The organism is Burkholderia semiarida, from assembly GCF_029268935.1.
Taxonomy (GTDB): domain Bacteria; phylum Pseudomonadota; class Gammaproteobacteria; order Burkholderiales; family Burkholderiaceae; genus Burkholderia; species Burkholderia semiarida.
Genome location: NZ_JAHLCL010000005.1, coordinates 930,956 through 948,020 on the forward strand (window position 1 = coordinate 930,956; position 17,065 = coordinate 948,020).

Below are 17,065 nucleotides of genomic sequence, written 5' to 3' on the forward strand. Positions count from 1 at the left end.
CGTCCAGCGAGCCGCCGTGACTGCGCGTACGGCTCGCATCGACGTTTCAATGCGAGCGGGCCAGAGCGTAGTCGGCGGCGTCGATATCGGCAGGGCGCCCCATGACAATGTCCGCGATCAATTTTCCTGACCCGCAGGATGTCGACCAGCCGAACCCGCCGTGGCCGGTGTTGACGTACAGGTTTTCGCAAGCCGTGCGGCCGACGAGCGGCACGCCGTCCGGAGTGGCCGGTCGCAGGCCGGCCCAGTGGCTGGCGCATTGACCATCGATTGCGCCGGGGAATGCGCGCTCGAAGGCCGAGACCAGTTGCGCGCAACGGGTGGCATTCACGCTGCGGTCATAGCCTGTGATTTCTGCAATGCCCGAGATCCTCATCTCGTTGCCGAGACGAGCCATGCCGGTTTTGGTCGCGAAATCGAAGACAGAGTGCCGCGGGGCACATTCGTTCGCCACGATCGGCGCGGAGATCGAGTAGCCTTTGATGGGATAGACGGGTATGTCGACGAGCGACTTCAGTAGCATGGGCGTATCGGCTCCAGCGGCAACGACATAGGCGTCTGCCTGGAATTCCGTGTCTTGCGAAACGAGTGCACGAATCCTTTTTCCCGTGGTTCCGGAACCATCGGTGCGGAGCGATTCCACGGTCGTATTCCATGTGAACGTTCCACCCTGAGCCTGTATCACTTCCGCCAGTTTACGGGTGAACACGTGGCAATCACCCGATATGTCCTCGCGTATCCGGAGGCCGCCAAGCAGGTGCGGCGTGGAGTGCGCGAGCGCCGGTTCCAGCGTGAAGACCTGTTCGCGAGGCAGAAAGTCCGCCGCAATGCCCATGGTTTCCAGATAGCGCAACTGGGTGTCGATCAGCGCTCGCGGCACGGGTTCCCGATAAACCTGCAGAATTCCGTCCGCGCTGCGCTGATAGTCGATGGAGAGATCGGACTCGATGCGCTGCAGGCACGCCTGCGCATACGTGGCGAGCCTGGTGAGCCGGGCCCGATTGATGGTAAACCGGTGAGGTCGACATTCCTTGAGCGATTGCATCATCCAGGCGATTTGCCGCCATGTGAAGTCAGGGCGCCACTTGAAGGCGGCCGACTTGTCGAATTGAGCGGCGAACGCCATCCGGACTGCGCCGGGTGCCGACCAGGGCGCCGCAAGTCCGGCCGAATAGAAGCCACCGTTGGCATAGCTGCATGCCATGCCCGGTGCTGATGCGCGATCGATAATCTGCACCTCGCACCCGTGCTGCTGCAAAAAATAGGCTGTCGTGACGCCTATCACCCCTGCGCCGACGATGATGACTCGCATGAATTTCAGTTCCTTGTGGATCGCGTTGTGAATAATGGCCGACCGACACACGGATGGCGTCCGTGACGATTGCCATCGTTTCGGCCGGATGGATTCGCGGTCAGGATGTCGGCTTCGCCGTGACAGGATCGACCGAGATGCGGGAGCGGCCCCATAGCGCCATGCCGCATGCGAATACGATCGCCTGCGTGCCGATCAGCAGCGCGAACCCTGCGTGGAAGCCCGAGGCTGTCCCACCCGAGCCGGTCGACATCGACCGCATGAAGCCGCCCATCGCCAGCGGCATGAGGCCTGCGATGAGGCTTCCGATGCCGTTCACCACGCCGAAGGCGCTGGCGGTGTATTCGGCGCGCGTATTGTCCTGCACGGTGCCTGGAATGGCGGGCGCCTGGAGACCCCAGAAGAAATTGGCGGCGACCATTCCGGCTACGGCCCAGTAGCGATCGGCGGTCCGGATGGTGAGCCACACGGACAGCGCGACGCACAGGCTGCCGGCCATGAACATGCCGGACACCTGTCTCGGTTGCAGCTTGTCGAGCACGACGCCGCCGGTCAGGACGCCGAGCACCATCGCGTACTGAGGAAGCGACGCCAGCCAGCCCATTTCACGCAGCGAGAAACCGCGGGATAAGCTGAGATACGCCGGCAACCAGTTGCTGCTGCCCCAAAGATAGGCCAATGCGGCCGAGGTCAGTATGGTGATCAGGGCAAGATGGCGCGTTTGCAGCGCGCCGGCGACGACCTGTCTGACCGCGAGGGCGGGATGCGAAGGGCTCGAGGAGGCGCCGGACGGCTCATCGCCCGGCATGCGGACGAAGGCGATGACGAGCGGAATGCCCAGCGCAAGGTTGAGCAGGCCGATCGCAAGGAACGACGTCTGCCAGTCGAAGCTCGCGACGAGGTAGCTCACCAGCGGATAGCCGATTGCCAAACCGATTCCCGTGCCCATGTTGACGAACGCGTTCGGCTTGCCGCTTTCGTGATTGGCGAAATGCGCCTTGATGTAGGCCGCGGCGAGCGAATACAGCGGCCCTTCGGACAGGCCGAGCAAGAGCCGGGACGTCAGGATCAGCCCGTATCCGTGCACCACCGTCGTCGCCAACGTGAGGGTTCCCCAGCATGCCAGGCCGTAGACGAGACTCCGGCGCACCCCGAGCGCCGCCGAGCAGAATGGCGTGAGAAGAATCGACGACAAGCCGTAGCCGACGAGAAACACGGTGGCGAACGAACCCTGCCGGATCCGATCGCCGGCCTCGATCCCCAGATGGTCCAGGAACGCATGATCCATCACCAGGACGGAGATGTTGATGCGATCGATGTATGAGATCGCGGCGACGATGAACAAGGTGAGGATGCCGAACCAGCGTAACGATCTGGATTTCATGCCTCTGCTCCTGGGGCTCTTCGATATTGGGAAGCATGCCGCGCAGCTCGGGCGGCCGAGCGTCTTCAGACGATGCCGACGATATTCGCGAGAGTGTCGTCAAGCGAGTAGCGGGCACGAAACGCCAGCTCCCTCCACGCAGCTTCGACGTCCGACGGCGCCGGTCGCTGGAACGGGAATCCCGACAGGCCGCCGGAAGGAAGGCGGACATCGGCGACCTGCAACGTGCCGAAGCGGCGTCGCACGGCTTCGACGAACTCGGCGAACGTAAAGCACTCGCCGGTAGCGACGTTGTAGACCCGCTGTGCAGGCTGTTTCGCGTGTAACGCCGCGACAGTGGCGGTTGCACAGTCGCGCACGTCGATGAACTCTTCCCGACCGCCCCACAGCAGCTTGTCATCCTCGAATCGGGCGGGCTCGCCGCTTCGCACCGCGCGCAACAGGCAGTCGAGCATCTGGCCGGGAACGCTGGACGCGGCCTCCGAGCCCGTTCCCAGCACGGCGCCGTAACGCAGCACGACGGCATCCACCGCGTACTGCTGCGCATAGGCAAGTGCCAGATGCTCGTTGGCGACCTTGGTGCAGGCGTAGATGCTCGCGGGGCGTTCGCTGACGATCCGGTACGAGAAATCCTCCGGAAGCGGCGTGCCGGGCAATGATCCGAAGGCGGAGTACATGACGGTTGTCGAACTGGCGATGACTACTCTTCGAAGTTCGAATTGCCGGGCAGCTTCGAGAACGTTCGTCGTTCCCATCACATTCACCCGGACACCCGTCAATGGATCTCGACGGACAGCGGGCGTGAGCATTGCCGCCGTGTGTGCGATCGAATGCACCCGATGCGCGCGGATCAGATTGCTCAGGCTTTGCCAGTCAGTCACGTCCAGTTGCACCAGCGGCAGGTCGCCCAGGTCATCAGGAAGCGGCTGCCGGATGTCCGCCAGCAGAACGCGCTCGCCGTGCGCGCGCAATCGGCGCGCCGTCATTCGGCCAATCAAGCCGGCCCCGGTAATCAACGTCGTCATCTTGCCTCCTTGCCCGTGCCGGGCGAACAGGAGGGAGTGTGCGAAATGCGCCGGATGTCCGTCAGGTATAGTTTCACCAGGTGAACCTGCGGTCCAATATTCGATATGTCACGGCTGGAATCTGCGTCAGGCGTCAAGTCGATCGCCTCGTTGAAGCGCGGGCTCGAAGTGCTTCGGGCAATCGATCGAGCTTGCGCCGGCACGTTTTCGGAACTCCAGATGCAGACCGTGCTTCCCAAAGCGACGTTGGCCCGCGTGCTGAAGACGCTCGGTGAGGCGGGCTGGATTCGGCATCATGCACGAACGGGCCGTTATTCGTTGGTGCCGGGCGCGTCGGTACCTTCGTCGTCGACTGCGTCGCACGCGCGTCTTTCCGGGCTCTCGGCCGACATCCGCGTCACGCTGCAGCGTCGGATACCGTGGCCGACGGATCTGGGGATACGCGACGGCGCGGCCATGCTCAGCGTCGACGGGCCCTACGCCGGCAACGGCATGAGCGCGAACTTCAGCGTGCTCGGCTCGCGGCCGTCGATGCTCCGATCCTCGCTGGGGCGTTGCTACCTGTCGTTCTGTTCCGAGGACGATCGCAAGGACATTCTCGCCGCGCTTGCCCGCTCTCGCGTCGAGGCCGATCGCGCGGGGCTACATCCCGATGAACTGAGGCGCATGATCGCGATGGTCCGCCATCAGGGTTATGCCACCAGAAGTGCGGCGCATGCCAGCGTGGATTCGCCCGAGCGTTTCGGCGCGCTCGCGGTGCCGGTCCTGCGCGGCGACCACGCGGTGGCTTGCATTTGCGTCGTATGGATTCCCGCGATCGCGACCGAAGAACAGATAGTGCACAACTACCTGGCGCCGTTGCGGGACGCGGCCGACGCGCTCGGCGAGAAAATTCGACGAGCGGGCTGGGCGCCTGATCGTGCGTGAAGAGGATGCCGCGCGTGAGCGTTCGGAATCCCGCGTTCGTCGGTAGTCCGACTGCCTTCGCTTCGCGCGCCGCGCAGAGGCGCAGGTGCTCGGCCATGTAGTCGACGAACGCGCGCAGCTTCGGCGTCGTTCCGGAATGACGATCGTCTATGCAGGCGTCGTGCCGTGGGGGCTCGCGTTCTGCGGCGCGCCGACGCTGTTCCAGACGGCCGCCGCGAACGCCGCGGGCGAATCGGCCGACGTCGCGCAGTCGATGCTCGTGACGGTGTGGAATCTCGCGGTCGCCGGCGGCGGCATCGCGGGCGCGATGCTGCTGGGCGCGACGGGCGCCGGCGCGATTCCATGGGTGCTCGTCGCGCTGCTGGCGGCGGCGTGGGTCGGCGCGTGGCGTGCCCGCCGCCATGCGTTTCCGACGCCGCGCGCGGCTTGAGCCGGCGTGTGCGATGGCGACGGCGGCGTCAGGCCGCCTTCGCGGCGAGCGCGGCGCGCGCGCACGCTTCGTCGGTGACGAGGCCCGACAGCCAGCCGCCGCGCAGTGCGGCGATCACCGCGTCGTGTTTCCTCGGGCCGCCGGCGAACGCGATCGTCGGCCGCTTCGGCGGCGTGGCGAGCGCGACGCTCGTCACGCGCGCGCTCGTCGACACGGTGATCCGCGTGCCCTGCGCGTCGATCGGCACGCCGAGCAGCTCGGCCACCGCGCCGAGCGCGGTCATCTCGTCGCGCTCCTGTTCGGTGATGAAGCCGTCCTCGTAGAGCGGACAGTGCGGGCCGATGTTGCCGATCCCGACGAACGCGACGTCGGCCTCGCCCGACAGCGCCTCGACGATCCGATACAGCCGATGATTGCACCACTGCGCGCGCTCGGCGTCGCTGTCGGCGAACAGCGGCGCGGGCAGCAGGAAATGCTTGCTGCCGGTTTTCTCGGAGATGTACTGCGCGACGTCGTAGCGGTTCGACGAACCGTCGGCCGCGATCGCGCCGACCATCGACACGAGCCGGTGCTGCGGGCGATCGATCTGCGCGATCTGCGCGACCGCGGCCTTCAGCGTCCGGCCGCTGCTGACCGCGATCACCATCGGCCGCGTTTCGCTCAGGTAGCGCTCCATCACCTGCGCGCCGGCGACCGCGAGCTTGCGGTCGATCGCGTCGGGCGCATCGGCGTCGACGGGCACGACTTCGCACATCGCGAGGCCGTAGCGTTTCGACAGTTGCGCGCCGAGGTCGAGACAATCGGCGAGCCGATGGTCGACGCGTACGCGGATCAGGTTCTTCTCGACCGCGAACGCGACGAGGCGCTGCGCGACGGGGCGCGACACCTGCAGCTTTTCGGCGATTTCGTTCTGCGTGTCGCCCGCGACGTAATAGAGCCACGCGGCGCGCGTGGCGAGATCGAGTTTTTCTGAGGACTTGGACACGATAGCGATTCGGTTCGGATCGGGGGGGCCGCCCCGCGGGCCGGCCGGCGGGCTGCATGACGGCATCCACTGTAACGCATGTCGCGCGCGCGGCCAGCGGCGGCCCGCGCGAGCGCGGCGCCTACGCGAGCCGTGCGCGCGACGGCTCGTACAGCGGCCGCACGTGGCGGTACAGCGTGCGGAACGCATCGAGGCGTTCGCGCAGCCGCGCATGGCGGGCGGCGTCCGGTGCGTATTCGGCGCGCACCGGCGGCTTGGTCAGCACCGTATGCGGATCGCCGCCGGCGGCCAGCCAGCCGAGCCGTGCCGCGCCGAGCGCCGCGCCCGTTTCGCCGCCGCCGATCTGGCGCGTGCGCACGTTCAGCGCGTCCGCGATCAGTTGCGCCCAGAACGCGCTGCGCGCGCCGCCGCCGATCAGCGACAACTGGTCGGTTTCGACGCCGGCCGCGTGCAGCGCGTCGAGGCCGTCGGCGAGGCCGAGCGTCACGCCTTCGAGCACCGCGTACCCGAGATGCGCGCGCTCGGTCGCGTGCGTCATCCCGAAGAACACGCCCTGCGCGTACGGATCGTTGTGCGGCGTGCGTTCGCCGGACAGGTAGGGCAGGAACAGCGGGGCCGCCGCGAGCGCGTCGGGGTCGAGCGCCTCGACTTCGGCGAGCAGCGCGGGTTCGTCGGTGCCGGTCAGCTTGCACACCCAGCGCAGGCAGCTCGCGGCCGACAGCACGACGCTCATCAGTTGCCAGCGATCCGGAATCGCATGGCAGAACGCATGCACGGCCGACGCGGGATTCGGCATGAAGCGGTCGCCGACCACGCTCAGCACGCCCGACGTGCCGAGCGACACGAAGCCGTCGCCCGCGTGGATCGCGCCGATGCCGAGCGCGCTCGTCGCGTTGTCGCCGCCGCCGCCCGCGACCAGCACGGCCTCGGACAGCCCGAGCTCGCGCGCGACGTCCGCGCGCAGCGTGCCGGACGGCGCGTTGCCTTCGACGATGCGCGGCATCTGTTCGCGCGTCATCCCGCACGCGGCGAGCAGCGCATCGGACCAGTCGCGGCGTGCGACGTCGAGCCACAGCGTGCCGGCCGCGTCCGACGGATCGGACACTTTCGCGCCGGTCAGCCGGAACCGCAGGTAGTCCTTCGGCATCAGCACGCACGCGGTCGCCGCGAACACGTCGGGTTCGTGCTTCGCGACCCACAGCAGCTTCGGCGCGGTGAAGCCGGGCATCGCGAGGTTGCCGGCCAGCGCGTGGAGATCGGGCGCGCGTTCGGTGAGCAGCGCGCATTCGTCGGCGCTGCGCATGTCGTTCCACAGGATCGCGGGGCGCAGCACGCGGTCGTCGCGGCCGAGCAGCACGGCGCCGTGCATCTGGCCCGACAGGCCGATGCCGCGCACCTGCGCGAACGCCTGGGGATGCCGTTCGCGCAGCGCCGCAAGCGCGGCGAGCGTGCCTCGCCACCAGTCGTCCGGATGCTGTTCCGCCCAGCGCGGGTGCGGGCGCGATACGGTGAACGGCGAGCCCGCGGTGCCGACCACCGTGCCGTCCGGGGCCAGCAGCAGCACCTTCACTTCCGAGGTGCCGAGGTCGATACCGAGATACATGAGCGATCCGTTCGGTCGGTGAGGAGCCGCTACTTTAGCCGGGCCGCACGGCCTGTGCCAAGCGGGTTCGCCCGGCCGCGCGGCCGGGCATCGGCGCGCGGGTCGTCAGCGCGCCGCGAGCCAGGCATCGACGCGCGCGAGCCCGGCGCGCAACGCGTCGAACAGCGCCGCGTTGCCGGCGAGCGAGCCCCACAAGGCGCGGCTCGCGCACAGCGCGACGACGGGGTCGTCGGCTTCGACGATCGCGCGTGCGGCGCCGTCGTCCATCACGCCGTCCTGGTACGCATACGGCAGCGTGCCGCGCGCCCAGCGTTCGAGAAAGCGCAGGAACAGCGCGGGCAGCACGGCGGTGGCGACCGGCGCGGCGCCGCGCGCGAACGATTCGACGAGCGTCGGCGCGATGAAGCCGGGGATCTTCGAGAAGCCGTCGGCCGCGACGCGCTGGTTCGTGTCGAGCACGTACGGATTGCCGAAGCGCTCGAGCACGACGTCGCGGTAGCGCGCGAGATCGAGCGGGCTCGGTGTCAGGCACGGGATCACGTCCTGCGTCACGTAGTCGTGCGCGAAGCGGCGGATCGCCGCGTCGTGCGTGCCTTCGTGGATGTAGGTGTAGCCCGCGAGCGTGCCGGCCCATGCGATGCAGCTGTGCGTCGCGTTGAGGATGCGGATCTTCGCTTCCTCATACGGATGGACGTCGTCGACGAGTTCCGCGCCGGCCAGCTCCCAGCGCGGCCGGCCGGCCGCGAAGCGGTCCTCGATCACCCACTGGATGAACGATTCGCCCATCACCGGGCACGCGTCGTCGACGCCGGTCGCCGCACGCACGCGTTCGCGCACGTCGGCGGTCGGGCGCGGCGTGATGCGGTCGACCATCGCGCTGGGCGTCGCGACGTTCGCATCGAACCACGCGAGCAGTCCGCCTTCGCCGCGCCGTTCGAGGAATTCGCGCATGCCCGCACGAAAGCGCGCGCCGTTGTTGCGCAGGTTGTCGCAGCTTTGCAGCGTGAGCGGGCCCGCGCCGCGTTTCACGCGTTCGGCGAGCAGCGCCGCGAGCGCACCGTACAGCGTCGTGCGCGCGCCCTGCAGGTCGGCGGCGAGATCGGCGTTCGCGACGTCGAGCCGGTTGTGTTCGTCGAGGTAGTAGCCGCCTTCGGTGACGGTGAACGACACGATCCGGCAGGCCGGATCGGCGCCGGCGTCGATCAGCGCGGCGAGGTCGATCGACCACGGCAGCACGCGGGTGATCGCGCGAATCGTCTCGTACGCGCGTTCGCCTTGCGGCGTGACGGTTTCGAGCGTGTAAGCACCGTGCTGGGCGGCCAGCGCGTCCATCGTCGCGCGCATGTCGTCGCGGATGTTGCCGACGGTCAGCGACCACCGTTCGTCGGCCGGCACGGCCGCGTTCACGCGATGCAGATACCACGCCTGATGCGCGCGGTGAAACGAGCCCGCGCCGATGTGCAGCAGCACGGGCGCGTGGGCGGCGGGCGATTCGCTCATCCGGTGTCTCCTGTTCCTGCCTGTCTGTTTCGTCGAATACGATCTTTTGCTCTTTGTGTGAGCGAATGATCGTATTCGGGCGAACGAAAGTCAAGGCGCGGAAACGGCATTTCGATGGTGCGCTGCGGCGGCGGCGTGCGGGGCAGGGCGGACGCGGCGGAAAAAGGCGTCAGCGTCCTTCGCGCGTGAGTGCGACGAGTTCGTCGAGCAGCTTGCCGGCCGGCCCCGGCAGGATCCCGTGGCGGCGCCGGAACGCGGTGAGCGTGCGCACCGCGACGACCTCGCGCACCGGCAGCGTGTCGATCGTGCCGGCGCGCCGTTCGGCGCCGACCATCGGCTCGGCCATCCAGCTGAGGAATCCCGCATGCGCGACCAGGCTTTTCAGCGTGATGACCGAACGCGTCTCGACCGCGATGTCGGGCAACGGCAACCCGTGCGCGTCGAAGGTCGCGCGCATGTGGTCGAACGGCGCGGTGCCGCGCGGCGGAATCGCCCAGCGCGCGTGCAGCGTATCGGCGAGCGTCGGCGGCCGGCCGAGCGCGCGCAGCGGATGGTGCGGCGCGGCAACGATATGGCTGCGATCTTCCCAGCGGCATTCGGGAATCGCGACGATCTCGTCGGTGTCGGGCCCGTGCGCGGACAGCGCGAGGTCGATCTCGTGCTTGACCAGCCCTTGCGCGAGCCGGTCCCACACGCCTTCGATGATTTCGACGCGCAGGTTCGGCCAGCGGTCGAGCACACGGCCGACCGCGACCGGCAGCACGAGGCTCGCGATGCTGCCCACCGTGCCGACCTTGATCGTTCCCTTCGCGAACCCGCGCATCGCGTCGAGTTCCTCGCGCGCATGCTCGGCCTCGTGCTGCAGCAGCGTCGCGTGCGGCAGCAACGCTTCGCCGAACGCGGTGAGCTGAACGCCCTTCGAATGGCGTTCGAACAGCGGCGCGCCGACCTGCGCCTCGAGCCGCTTCAGGATCCGGCTCAGCGCCGGCTGCGTGACATGCAGCGCGTCGGCCGCGCGGCCCAGGCTGCCGCACGCGACGATGGTCGTGAACGCGTGCAATTGTCGGAGATCGAAAGTCATGCCGGGACGTAATGGCTTTTGGCAAAAAATACAGTATCCGTGAATGGCCTGCGCTTCGATACTGTGGAAACCGCCAAGCCATCGAGGAGACGCCCGAGCATGTCCGGCACCCCGTCCCAATCCGCCGCGCCGATCACCGTCCGCGACGCCGTCATCGATCTGTTTCGCCAGTTCGGCATCGACCGCGTGTTCGGCAACCCCGGCTCGACCGAGCTGCCGATGTTCCGCGATTTTCCCGACGATTTCCGCTACGTGCTCGGCCTGCAGGAGGCCGTCGTGGTCGGCATGGCGGACGGCCACGCGCAGGCCACCGGCCATGCGGCCGTCGTGAACCTGCATTCGGCGGCGGGCGTCGGCAACGCGATGGGCAATCTCTTCACCGCGTTCAGGAACCGCACGCCGCTGATCGTCACCGCGGGCCAGCAGGCGCGCGCGATTCTGCCGTTCGATCCGTTCCTCGGCGCGACGCAGGCCGCCGAGCTGCCGAAGCCGTATGTGAAATGGAGCATCGAGCCCGCGCGCGCGCAAGACGTGCCGGCCGCGATCGCGCGTGCGTACCGGATCGCGATGCAGGAGCCGCGCGGCCCCGTGTTCGTGTCGATTCCCGTCGACGACTGGGACCAGCCGGCCGAACGGCTGCCGCGCCGTGACGTCAGCAGCATCGTGCGGCCCGATCCCGACGCGCTCGCGCGGCTCGGCGACGCGCTCGACGCCGCGCGGCGCCCGGCGTTCGTGGTCGGCGCGGCCGTCGATCGCGCGGGCGCGTGGGATGACGCCGTGCGCCTTGCCGAGCGGCACCGTGCGCGCGTGTACGTCGCGCCGATGTCGGGGCGCTGCAGTTTTCCGGAGGACCATCCGCTGTTCGCCGGCTTCCTGCCCGCGATCCGCGAGAAGATCGTCGCGCGGCTCGACGGGCACGATCTCGTGTTCGCGTTCGGCGCGCCCGCGTTCACCTATCACATCGAAGGCTCCGGCCCGCACGTGCCGCCGGGCGCGACGCTCGTGCAGCTCGTCGACGATCCGGGCGTCGCCGCGTGGACGCCGTCGGGCGATGCGGTCGTCGGCAACCTGCGGCTCGCCGCGCGCGATCTGCTGGCGCGGCCCGCGCCGCCCCAGCGGCCGATGCCCGCGCCGCGCGCGCCGCGTGTCCGCGTCGACGCGCCTGCCGCCGGCGCGCGCATGTCGGTCGCGTTCGCGCTGCAGACGCTCGCGGACGTGCGCGACGCACAGGACATCGTCGTCGAGGAGGCGCCGAGCGCGCGGCCGGTGATGCAGGAACATCTGCCGTTCACGCGCAGCGGCACGTTCTACACGATGGACAGCGGCGGGCTCGGCTACGGGATGCCGGCCGCCGTCGGTGTCGCACTCGCGCGGCCGGGCCGGCGCGTGATCGGGCTGATCGGCGACGGCTCGAGCCTGTATTCGATCCAGGCGCTGTGGAGCGCCGCGCAGCTGAAGCTGCCGATCACGTTCGTGATCCTGAACAACCGGCGGTATGCGGCGCTGCAGGATTTCGCGCCCGTGTTCGGCTTCGGCCCCGGCGACCCCGTGCAGGGCACCGATCTGCCCGACCTGGATTTCGTCGCGCTCGCGCAAGGGATGGGCTGCCGCGGCGTACGCGTGGCCGATGCAGCGCTCCTGCGCGATACGCTGGCCGACGCGCTGCGTGCGGCGACGCCGGTCGTCGTCGAAGTCGAGATTGCCTGATGCGCCGCGCGCGTCTTTCCGGAGATTCCATGCAAACCGTAGCGATGCTGATCGGCGGCGAACGCCGGCACTCGTCCAGCGGCGCGACCTTCGTGCGCCGCAACCCGCTCGACGGCGAAATCGCGTCGGCCGCGCCCGCGGCCACCGCCGACGATGCGCGCGCGGCGGCCGACGCGGCCGCCCGCGCGTTGCCCGGCTGGGCCGCGCTCGGCCCCGGCGCGCGGCGCGCATGGCTGCTGAAAGCGGCCGCCGCGCTCGAAGCGAAGCACGAGCAGTTCGTCGCCGCGATGGCGGCCGAGACGGGCGCGTCCGCGCTGTGGGCCGGCTTCAACGTGCAGCTCGCGGCGAGCGGGCTCGTCGAGGCCGCGTCGCTGACCACGCAGGTCGGCGGCGAGCTGATTCCGTCCGACGTGCCGGGCTCGCTCGCGATGGGCGTGCGGCAGCCGGCCGGCGTCGTGCTCGGCATCGCGCCGTGGAATGCGCCGGTGATTCTCGCGACGCGCGCGCTCGCGCTGCCGCTCGCGTGCGGCAACACGATCGTGCTGAAAGGCTCGGAGCTGTGCCCCGTCACGCACGGGCTGGTCGTCGAGGCCATGCAGGAGGCCGGGCTGCCGCCGGGCGTCGTCAACTTCGTGACGAACGCGCCCGACGATGCGGGCGCCGTCGTCGACGCACTGATCGCACACCCGGCCGTGCGCCGCGTGAATTTCACGGGCTCGACGCGGGTCGGCCGGATCGTCGCCGAAGCGTGCGCGCGCCACCTGAAACCGTCGGTGCTGGAGCTCGGCGGCAAGGCGCCGTTCGTCGTGCTGGACGATGCCGATCTCGACGCGGCGGTCGCCGCGGCCGCATTCGGCGCATTCGCGAATTCCGGCCAGATCTGCATGTCGACCGAGCGCATCGTCGTCGACGCATCGATCGCCGATGCGTTCGTCGCGAAGCTCGCCGACAAGGCCGCGTCGCTGCCGCTCGGCGACCCGCGCAACGGGCCGGTCGTGCTCGGGTCGCTGATCGACATGAAGGCCGTCGAGCGCTGCAACGCGCTGATCGACGATGCGCTCGCGCACGGCGCGACGCTCGTGTGCGGCGGCAAGGCCGACAGCACGCTGTTCCCGGCCACGCTGCTCGACCACGTGACGCCGGCGATGCGTATCTATGCGGAGGAATCGTTCGGCCCGGTGAAGGGCATCGTGCGCGTCGACGGCGAGGAGGCCGCGATCCGCTGCGCGAACGACAACGCGTTCGGGCTGGCGTCGGCCGTGTTCAGCCGCGACGTCGCGCGGGCGCTGCGCGTCGCCGCACGCATCGAATCGGGCATCTGTCACGTGAACGGCCCGACCGTGCACGACGAGGCGCAGATGCCGTTCGGCGGCGTGAAGGACAGCGGCTTCGGCCACTTCGGCGGCAAGGCCGGCATCGCCGCGTTCACGGACCTGCGCTGGATCACGGTGCAGACGGCGCCGCGCCACTATCCGTTCTGACGAGGCCGCCGACGATGAAGATTGCGATTCTGGGCGCGGGCGCGATGGGCTCGCTGTTCGGCGGGCGGCTCGCCGAAAGCGGCGAAGCCGTCACGCTGATCGACGTGAACGACGCGCATCTCGAAGCGATCCGCCGCGACGGGCTGCGCATCGACGACGACCGCGGCGAACGGCGCATTCGCACGCTCCACGCCATGCGGCCGGAAGCCGCGAATGCGGACGCGGCCGCCGCGCCCGACACGCCGTTCGACCTGCTGATCGTTTTCACGAAATCGCTGCACACGCGGGCGGCGCTCGACGGCGTGCGCGCGCTGCTGACGCCGGACACGTTCGTGCTGACGCTGCAGAACGGGCTCGGCAACGTCGAGACGGTGAATGCGTTCGTGCCGATCGAGCGCATCCTGGTCGGCGTGACGACGTGGCCGGCCGATGCGGCCGGGCCCGCGCACGTGCGCTCGCACGGCGCCGGCACGGTCCGCATGATGACGGCCGACGGCGCGGCGCGCCCGTTCGCGGCGGCCGTGGCCGACGCGCTGTCGCGCGCGGGGCTCGCCTGCACGCTCGACGCCGACGTGTGGGCCGCGATCTGGGAGAAGGTCGCGTTCAACGCGGCGCTCAACACGGTGTGCGCGGCGACGGGCTGCACCGTCGACCAGCTCGGCCATCATCACGACGGGCCGCGGCTCGCGCTCGCGATTGCGGCCGAGACCGCGGCCGTCGCGCGCGCGAAGGGCATCGCGGTCGACGGCGCGCGGATCGCGCGCAACGTCGAGCATGCGATCCGCGACCATCGCGGCCATCGCCCGTCGATGCTGCAGGACGTGCTCGCGGGCCGCCGCACCGAAATCGACGCGATCAGCGGCAAGGTCGTCGCGGCCGCGCGCGAAACGGGCGTCGCGGTGCCGCATGCGGAGACGCTGCTCGCGCTGGTCCGGTTGATCGACGCACGGGCGAACTGAGTAACAGGCCGGCGGCCGGCTGGCGCCGCGTGACGATACGGATGCCGCGCCCGCGAAGCGACGGCAATGGATCGTGAAGGGTGGGACGACACACCGGCGCCGCTCGATGGGCGCCGGTCGACTGCACAGCATGAGATCCGGGCACGCTTGCGTGCGCCAGCCCGGACAACCGGAGACGCCATGAAAACCATCGAATGCCGTTGTCTCGTCGCGCGCCGTCCGCGCATCTTGCCGCCGGCGCGCGGTGCATCGGAGGCCGCATGAGCACGACCGACGCACTGACTGAACGGCTGCCGCCGTCGGTCGACATCGGCACGACGCTCGACGACGGGCCGTTCACGGCGATGCAGCGCTGCGTCGTGCTGCTCGCCGCGCTCGCGATCGTGCTCGACGGCTTCGACGGCCAGTTGATCGGTTTCGCGATTCCCGTGCTGATCCGCGAATGGGGCATCGCGCGCGGCGCGTTCGCGCCGGCCGTCGCGGCGGGGCTGGTCGGCATGGGGATCGGCAGCGCGTGCGCGGGGATCGTCGCGGACCGCTTCGGTCGCCGCCGGGCCGTGATCGGCAGCGTATTCCTGTTCGGCCTCGCGACCTGCGCGATCGGGTTCGCGCCCGACGTCGCGACGATCGCGATACTGCGCTTTTGCGCGGGGCTCGGGATCGGCGGCGCGCTGCCGACGGCCACGACGATGACCGCCGAATACACGCCCGCGCGGCGCCGCACGATGATGGTGACCGCGACGATCGTCTGCGTGCCGCTCGGCGGGATGCTGGCCGGCCTGTTCGCGCACGAGGTGCTGCCGCGCTACGGCTGGCGCGGGCTGTTCTTCGCGGGCGGCGCGTTGCCGCTCGTGCTCGGCTTCGTGCTCGTGCGCGCGTTGCCGGAATCGCCGCGTTATCTGGCGCGGCGTCCCGCACGCTGGCCGGAACTCGGCGCGCTGCTCGCGCGGATGCGGCGGCCGGTCGCGCCGGGCACGGTGTTCACCGATATGAAGGACGCTCGCGCGCCGGGCGGCCGCGGCGGCTTCGGCGCGCTGTTCGCGAGCGGGCAGGCGCGCGACACGATCGCGCTGTGGTGCGCGTTCTTCATGTGCCTGCTCGCCGTGTATGCGGCGTTCAGCTGGCTGCCGACGATGCTCGCGGCGAGCGGATTGAGCGTGTCGGTCGCGGGCTCGGGGCTCACCGCGTACAACCTCGGCGGCGTGATCGGCGCGCTGCTGTGCGCATGGGCGATCGCGCATGCGGGCTCGCGCTGGCCGCTCGCGCTGTGCAGCATCGGCGGCGCGGCGAGCGCGGTGTGGCTGATGGGTGTCGATGCGAGCCGCCACACGGGCTGGCTGATCGTCGGGCTCGGCCTGCACGGGCTGTTCGTCAACGCGGTGCAGTCGACGATGTATGCGCTCTGCGCGTACATCTACCCGACGGCCGTGCGCGCGACGGGCACCGCGAGCGCGCTCGCGTTCGGCCGGCTCGGCGCGATCCTCAGTGCGTTCGCGGGCGCGATCGTGATCACGTCGGGCGGCGCGGGCGCGTACCTGACGATGCTGGCCGTCGCGATGGGCGTGGTGTGCGTCGCGCTGCTCGCGGTGCGGCGGCACATTCCGCGGCTGTCGCGCGCGCCGGCTCAGCCGCGCGAAGGGGAGGAACTCGCCCGCACGTCGTCGTGACGGCGGGCGCGTGACGGGCGTTACAGCGTGGTGCGCACGTGCCAGAGCTCGGGGAACAGCACGACGTCGAGCATCTTGCGCAGGTACGGCGCGCCGCTCGTGCCGCCCGTGCCCTGCTTGAAGCCGATGATGCGTTCGACTGTCGTCACGTGACGGAAGCGCCACTGGCGGAACGCATCTTCGAGATCGACCAGTTCCTCGGCCATCTCGTACAGCTCCCAGTGCTGCTGCGGATGACGATAGACCTCGAGCCATGCAGCCTCGACCGTCTCGTCGTGCCGCATCGGCTGCGTCCAGTCGCGCTCGAGCCGCTCCGGCGCGATCGCGAACCCGCGCCGCGCCAGCAGGCGCACGACCTCGTCGTAGAACGACGGCGCCTCGAGTGTCGCGCGCACCTGTTCGAGGATGTCCGGCCGGTGCGCATGCGGCTGCAGCATCTGCGCGTTCTTGTTGCCGAGCAGGAATTCGAGCTGGCGATACTGGTACGACTGGAAGCCCGACGACTGGCCGAGATACGGCCGCATCGCCGAATACTCGGACGGCGTCATCGTCGACAGCACGTTCCACGCCTGCACCAGTTGCTCGAGGATGCGCGACACGCGCGCAAGCATCTTGAACGCGGGCGGCAGCGCGTCGGTGCGCACCGCGTCGAGCGCGCCGCGCAGCTCGAACAGCGCGAGCTTCATCCACAGCTCGCTCGTCTGATGCTGGATGATGAACAGCATCTCGTTGTGATCGGGCGACAGCGGATGCTGCGCGTCGAGGATCGAATTCAGCGACAGGTAGTCGCCGTAGCTCATCGACTTCGAGAAATCGAGTTGCGCGTTGTGCCAGCCGGCTTGCGTGTCGGCCTCGCCCGGCACGTGCGGCGCTTCATGCGCGGCTTGCGCCGGTTGTGCGGCGCGTGCGCCCGAGAACGGGCAGCCTGCCGGCGCGTCGCCGCCGGGCGGCTGCATATGACCAGAATTCACGACTTTCTCCAGATTTGAATGACGAACGCGCGG

At 69.4% G+C, this 17,065-nt stretch carries 13 protein-coding genes and 1 pseudogene; 6 read left to right on the forward strand and 8 right to left on the reverse strand.

The genetic code is table 11. The features are described from left to right. Positions 1-46: 46 nt before the first annotated feature. The 3 genes from KPB06_RS10995 to KPB06_RS11005 all read right to left on the reverse strand — a co-directional run bounded on the left by KPB06_RS10995 (position 47) and on the right by KPB06_RS11005 (position 3,721). Positions 47-1,363, reverse strand: a complete 1,317-nt coding sequence (locus tag KPB06_RS10995) for a D-amino acid dehydrogenase (protein WP_338027092.1) — start codon at positions 1,361-1,363, stop codon at positions 47-49. 49 nt (positions 1,364-1,412) lie between these two features. Beyond that, positions 1,413-2,696 (reverse strand): MFS transporter, encoded by a 1,284-nt coding sequence (locus tag KPB06_RS11000; protein WP_059578481.1) that lies wholly within the window; start codon positions 2,694-2,696, stop codon positions 1,413-1,415. Between the two features lie 65 nt (positions 2,697-2,761). Next, entirely contained in the window at positions 2,762-3,721 is a 960-nt protein-coding gene (locus KPB06_RS11005) for an NAD-dependent epimerase/dehydratase family protein (protein WP_099316767.1), read from the reverse strand. Positions 3,722-3,826: 105 nt separating this feature from the next. On the opposite strand from KPB06_RS11005, the gene KPB06_RS11010 reads away from it, so the two are divergent. Together KPB06_RS11010 and KPB06_RS11015 are read left to right on the forward strand one after the other, a co-directional pair. Then, on the forward strand, positions 3,827-4,648 hold the full coding sequence (locus tag KPB06_RS11010; protein ID WP_089465100.1) for an IclR family transcriptional regulator domain-containing protein: 822 nt from the start codon (positions 3,827-3,829) through the stop codon (positions 4,646-4,648). 142 nt (positions 4,649-4,790) lie between these two features. Next, positions 4,791-5,078 (forward strand): annotated as a pseudogene (locus KPB06_RS11015) (MFS transporter); the annotation flags it as partial. Positions 5,079-5,106: 28 nt separating this feature from the next. Here the strand turns inward: KPB06_RS11015 and KPB06_RS11020 are convergent. From KPB06_RS11020 to KPB06_RS11035, 4 genes are all read right to left on the reverse strand, one after another. Next, positions 5,107-6,063 carry a sugar-binding transcriptional regulator gene (locus KPB06_RS11020; protein WP_059578472.1) on the reverse strand — a complete coding sequence of 319 codons (957 nt, stop codon included), beginning with the start codon at positions 6,061-6,063 and terminating at the stop codon, positions 5,107-5,109. A 121-nt stretch (positions 6,064-6,184) separates the two neighbouring features. Beyond that, positions 6,185-7,666 (reverse strand): xylulokinase, encoded by a 1,482-nt coding sequence (gene xylB / locus KPB06_RS11025; protein ID WP_059578469.1) that lies wholly within the window; start codon positions 7,664-7,666, stop codon positions 6,185-6,187. Positions 7,667-7,771: 105 nt separating this feature from the next. Continuing rightward, positions 7,772-9,166, reverse strand: a complete 1,395-nt coding sequence (dalD, locus tag KPB06_RS11030; protein WP_059578466.1) for a D-arabinitol 4-dehydrogenase — start codon at positions 9,164-9,166, stop codon at positions 7,772-7,774. A gap of 169 nt (positions 9,167-9,335) precedes the next feature. Continuing rightward, a complete protein-coding gene (locus KPB06_RS11035; RefSeq protein ID WP_059578464.1) occupies positions 9,336-10,247 on the reverse strand; it encodes a LysR family transcriptional regulator in 912 nt (303 codons plus the stop codon). Positions 10,248-10,346: 99 nt separating this feature from the next. Between KPB06_RS11035 and mdlC the strand changes: the two genes are divergently transcribed. The 4 genes from mdlC to KPB06_RS11055 all read left to right on the forward strand — a co-directional run bounded on the left by mdlC (position 10,347) and on the right by KPB06_RS11055 (position 16,061). Then, positions 10,347-11,954 (forward strand): benzoylformate decarboxylase, encoded by a 1,608-nt coding sequence (gene mdlC, locus KPB06_RS11040; RefSeq protein WP_059578461.1) that lies wholly within the window; start codon positions 10,347-10,349, stop codon positions 11,952-11,954. A 29-nt stretch (positions 11,955-11,983) separates the two neighbouring features. Continuing rightward, on the forward strand, positions 11,984-13,435 hold the full coding sequence (locus tag KPB06_RS11045; RefSeq protein WP_059578459.1) for an aldehyde dehydrogenase: 1,452 nt from the start codon (positions 11,984-11,986) through the stop codon (positions 13,433-13,435). A 14-nt stretch (positions 13,436-13,449) separates the two neighbouring features. Further along, a complete protein-coding gene (locus KPB06_RS11050; RefSeq protein WP_060012036.1) occupies positions 13,450-14,394 on the forward strand; it encodes a ketopantoate reductase family protein in 945 nt (314 codons plus the stop codon). 194 nt (positions 14,395-14,588) lie between these two features. After that, positions 14,589-16,061: an MFS transporter gene (locus tag KPB06_RS11055; RefSeq protein ID WP_181035376.1), complete on the forward strand. Its 1,473-nt coding sequence runs from the start codon at positions 14,589-14,591 to the stop codon at positions 16,059-16,061. A 20-nt stretch (positions 16,062-16,081) separates the two neighbouring features. Here KPB06_RS11055 and kynA read toward each other — a convergent pair whose 3' ends face one another. After that, complete coding sequence (gene kynA / locus KPB06_RS11060; protein ID WP_059578451.1) at positions 16,082-17,017, reverse strand: tryptophan 2,3-dioxygenase; 936 nt, start codon at positions 17,015-17,017, stop codon at positions 16,082-16,084. Positions 17,018-17,065 lie beyond the last annotated feature (48 nt).

Excerpts from the sequence above, each read along its gene's own strand:
- mdlC (WP_059578461.1), top strand. The coding sequence starts at position 10,347 with ATGTCCGGCACCCCGTCCCAATCCGCCGCGCCGATCACCGTCCGCGAC.
- kynA (WP_059578451.1), bottom strand. The coding sequence starts at position 17,017 with ATGCAGCCGCCCGGCGGCGACGCGCCGGCAGGCTGCCCGTTCTCGGGC.
- KPB06_RS11010 (WP_089465100.1), top strand. The coding sequence starts at position 3,827 with ATGTCACGGCTGGAATCTGCGTCAGGCGTCAAGTCGATCGCCTCGTTG.
- xylB (WP_059578469.1), bottom strand. The coding sequence starts at position 7,666 with ATGTATCTCGGTATCGACCTCGGCACCTCGGAAGTGAAGGTGCTGCTG.
- KPB06_RS11035 (WP_059578464.1), bottom strand. The coding sequence starts at position 10,247 with ATGACTTTCGATCTCCGACAATTGCACGCGTTCACGACCATCGTCGCG.
- KPB06_RS11050 (WP_060012036.1), top strand. The coding sequence starts at position 13,450 with ATGAAGATTGCGATTCTGGGCGCGGGCGCGATGGGCTCGCTGTTCGGC.
- KPB06_RS11055 (WP_181035376.1), top strand. The coding sequence starts at position 14,589 with ATGCCGTTGTCTCGTCGCGCGCCGTCCGCGCATCTTGCCGCCGGCGCG.
- KPB06_RS11000 (WP_059578481.1), bottom strand. The coding sequence starts at position 2,696 with ATGAAATCCAGATCGTTACGCTGGTTCGGCATCCTCACCTTGTTCATC.
- KPB06_RS11005 (WP_099316767.1), bottom strand. The coding sequence starts at position 3,721 with ATGACGACGTTGATTACCGGGGCCGGCTTGATTGGCCGAATGACGGCG.
- KPB06_RS11045 (WP_059578459.1), top strand. The coding sequence starts at position 11,984 with ATGCAAACCGTAGCGATGCTGATCGGCGGCGAACGCCGGCACTCGTCC.
- dalD (WP_059578466.1), bottom strand. The coding sequence starts at position 9,166 with ATGAGCGAATCGCCCGCCGCCCACGCGCCCGTGCTGCTGCACATCGGC.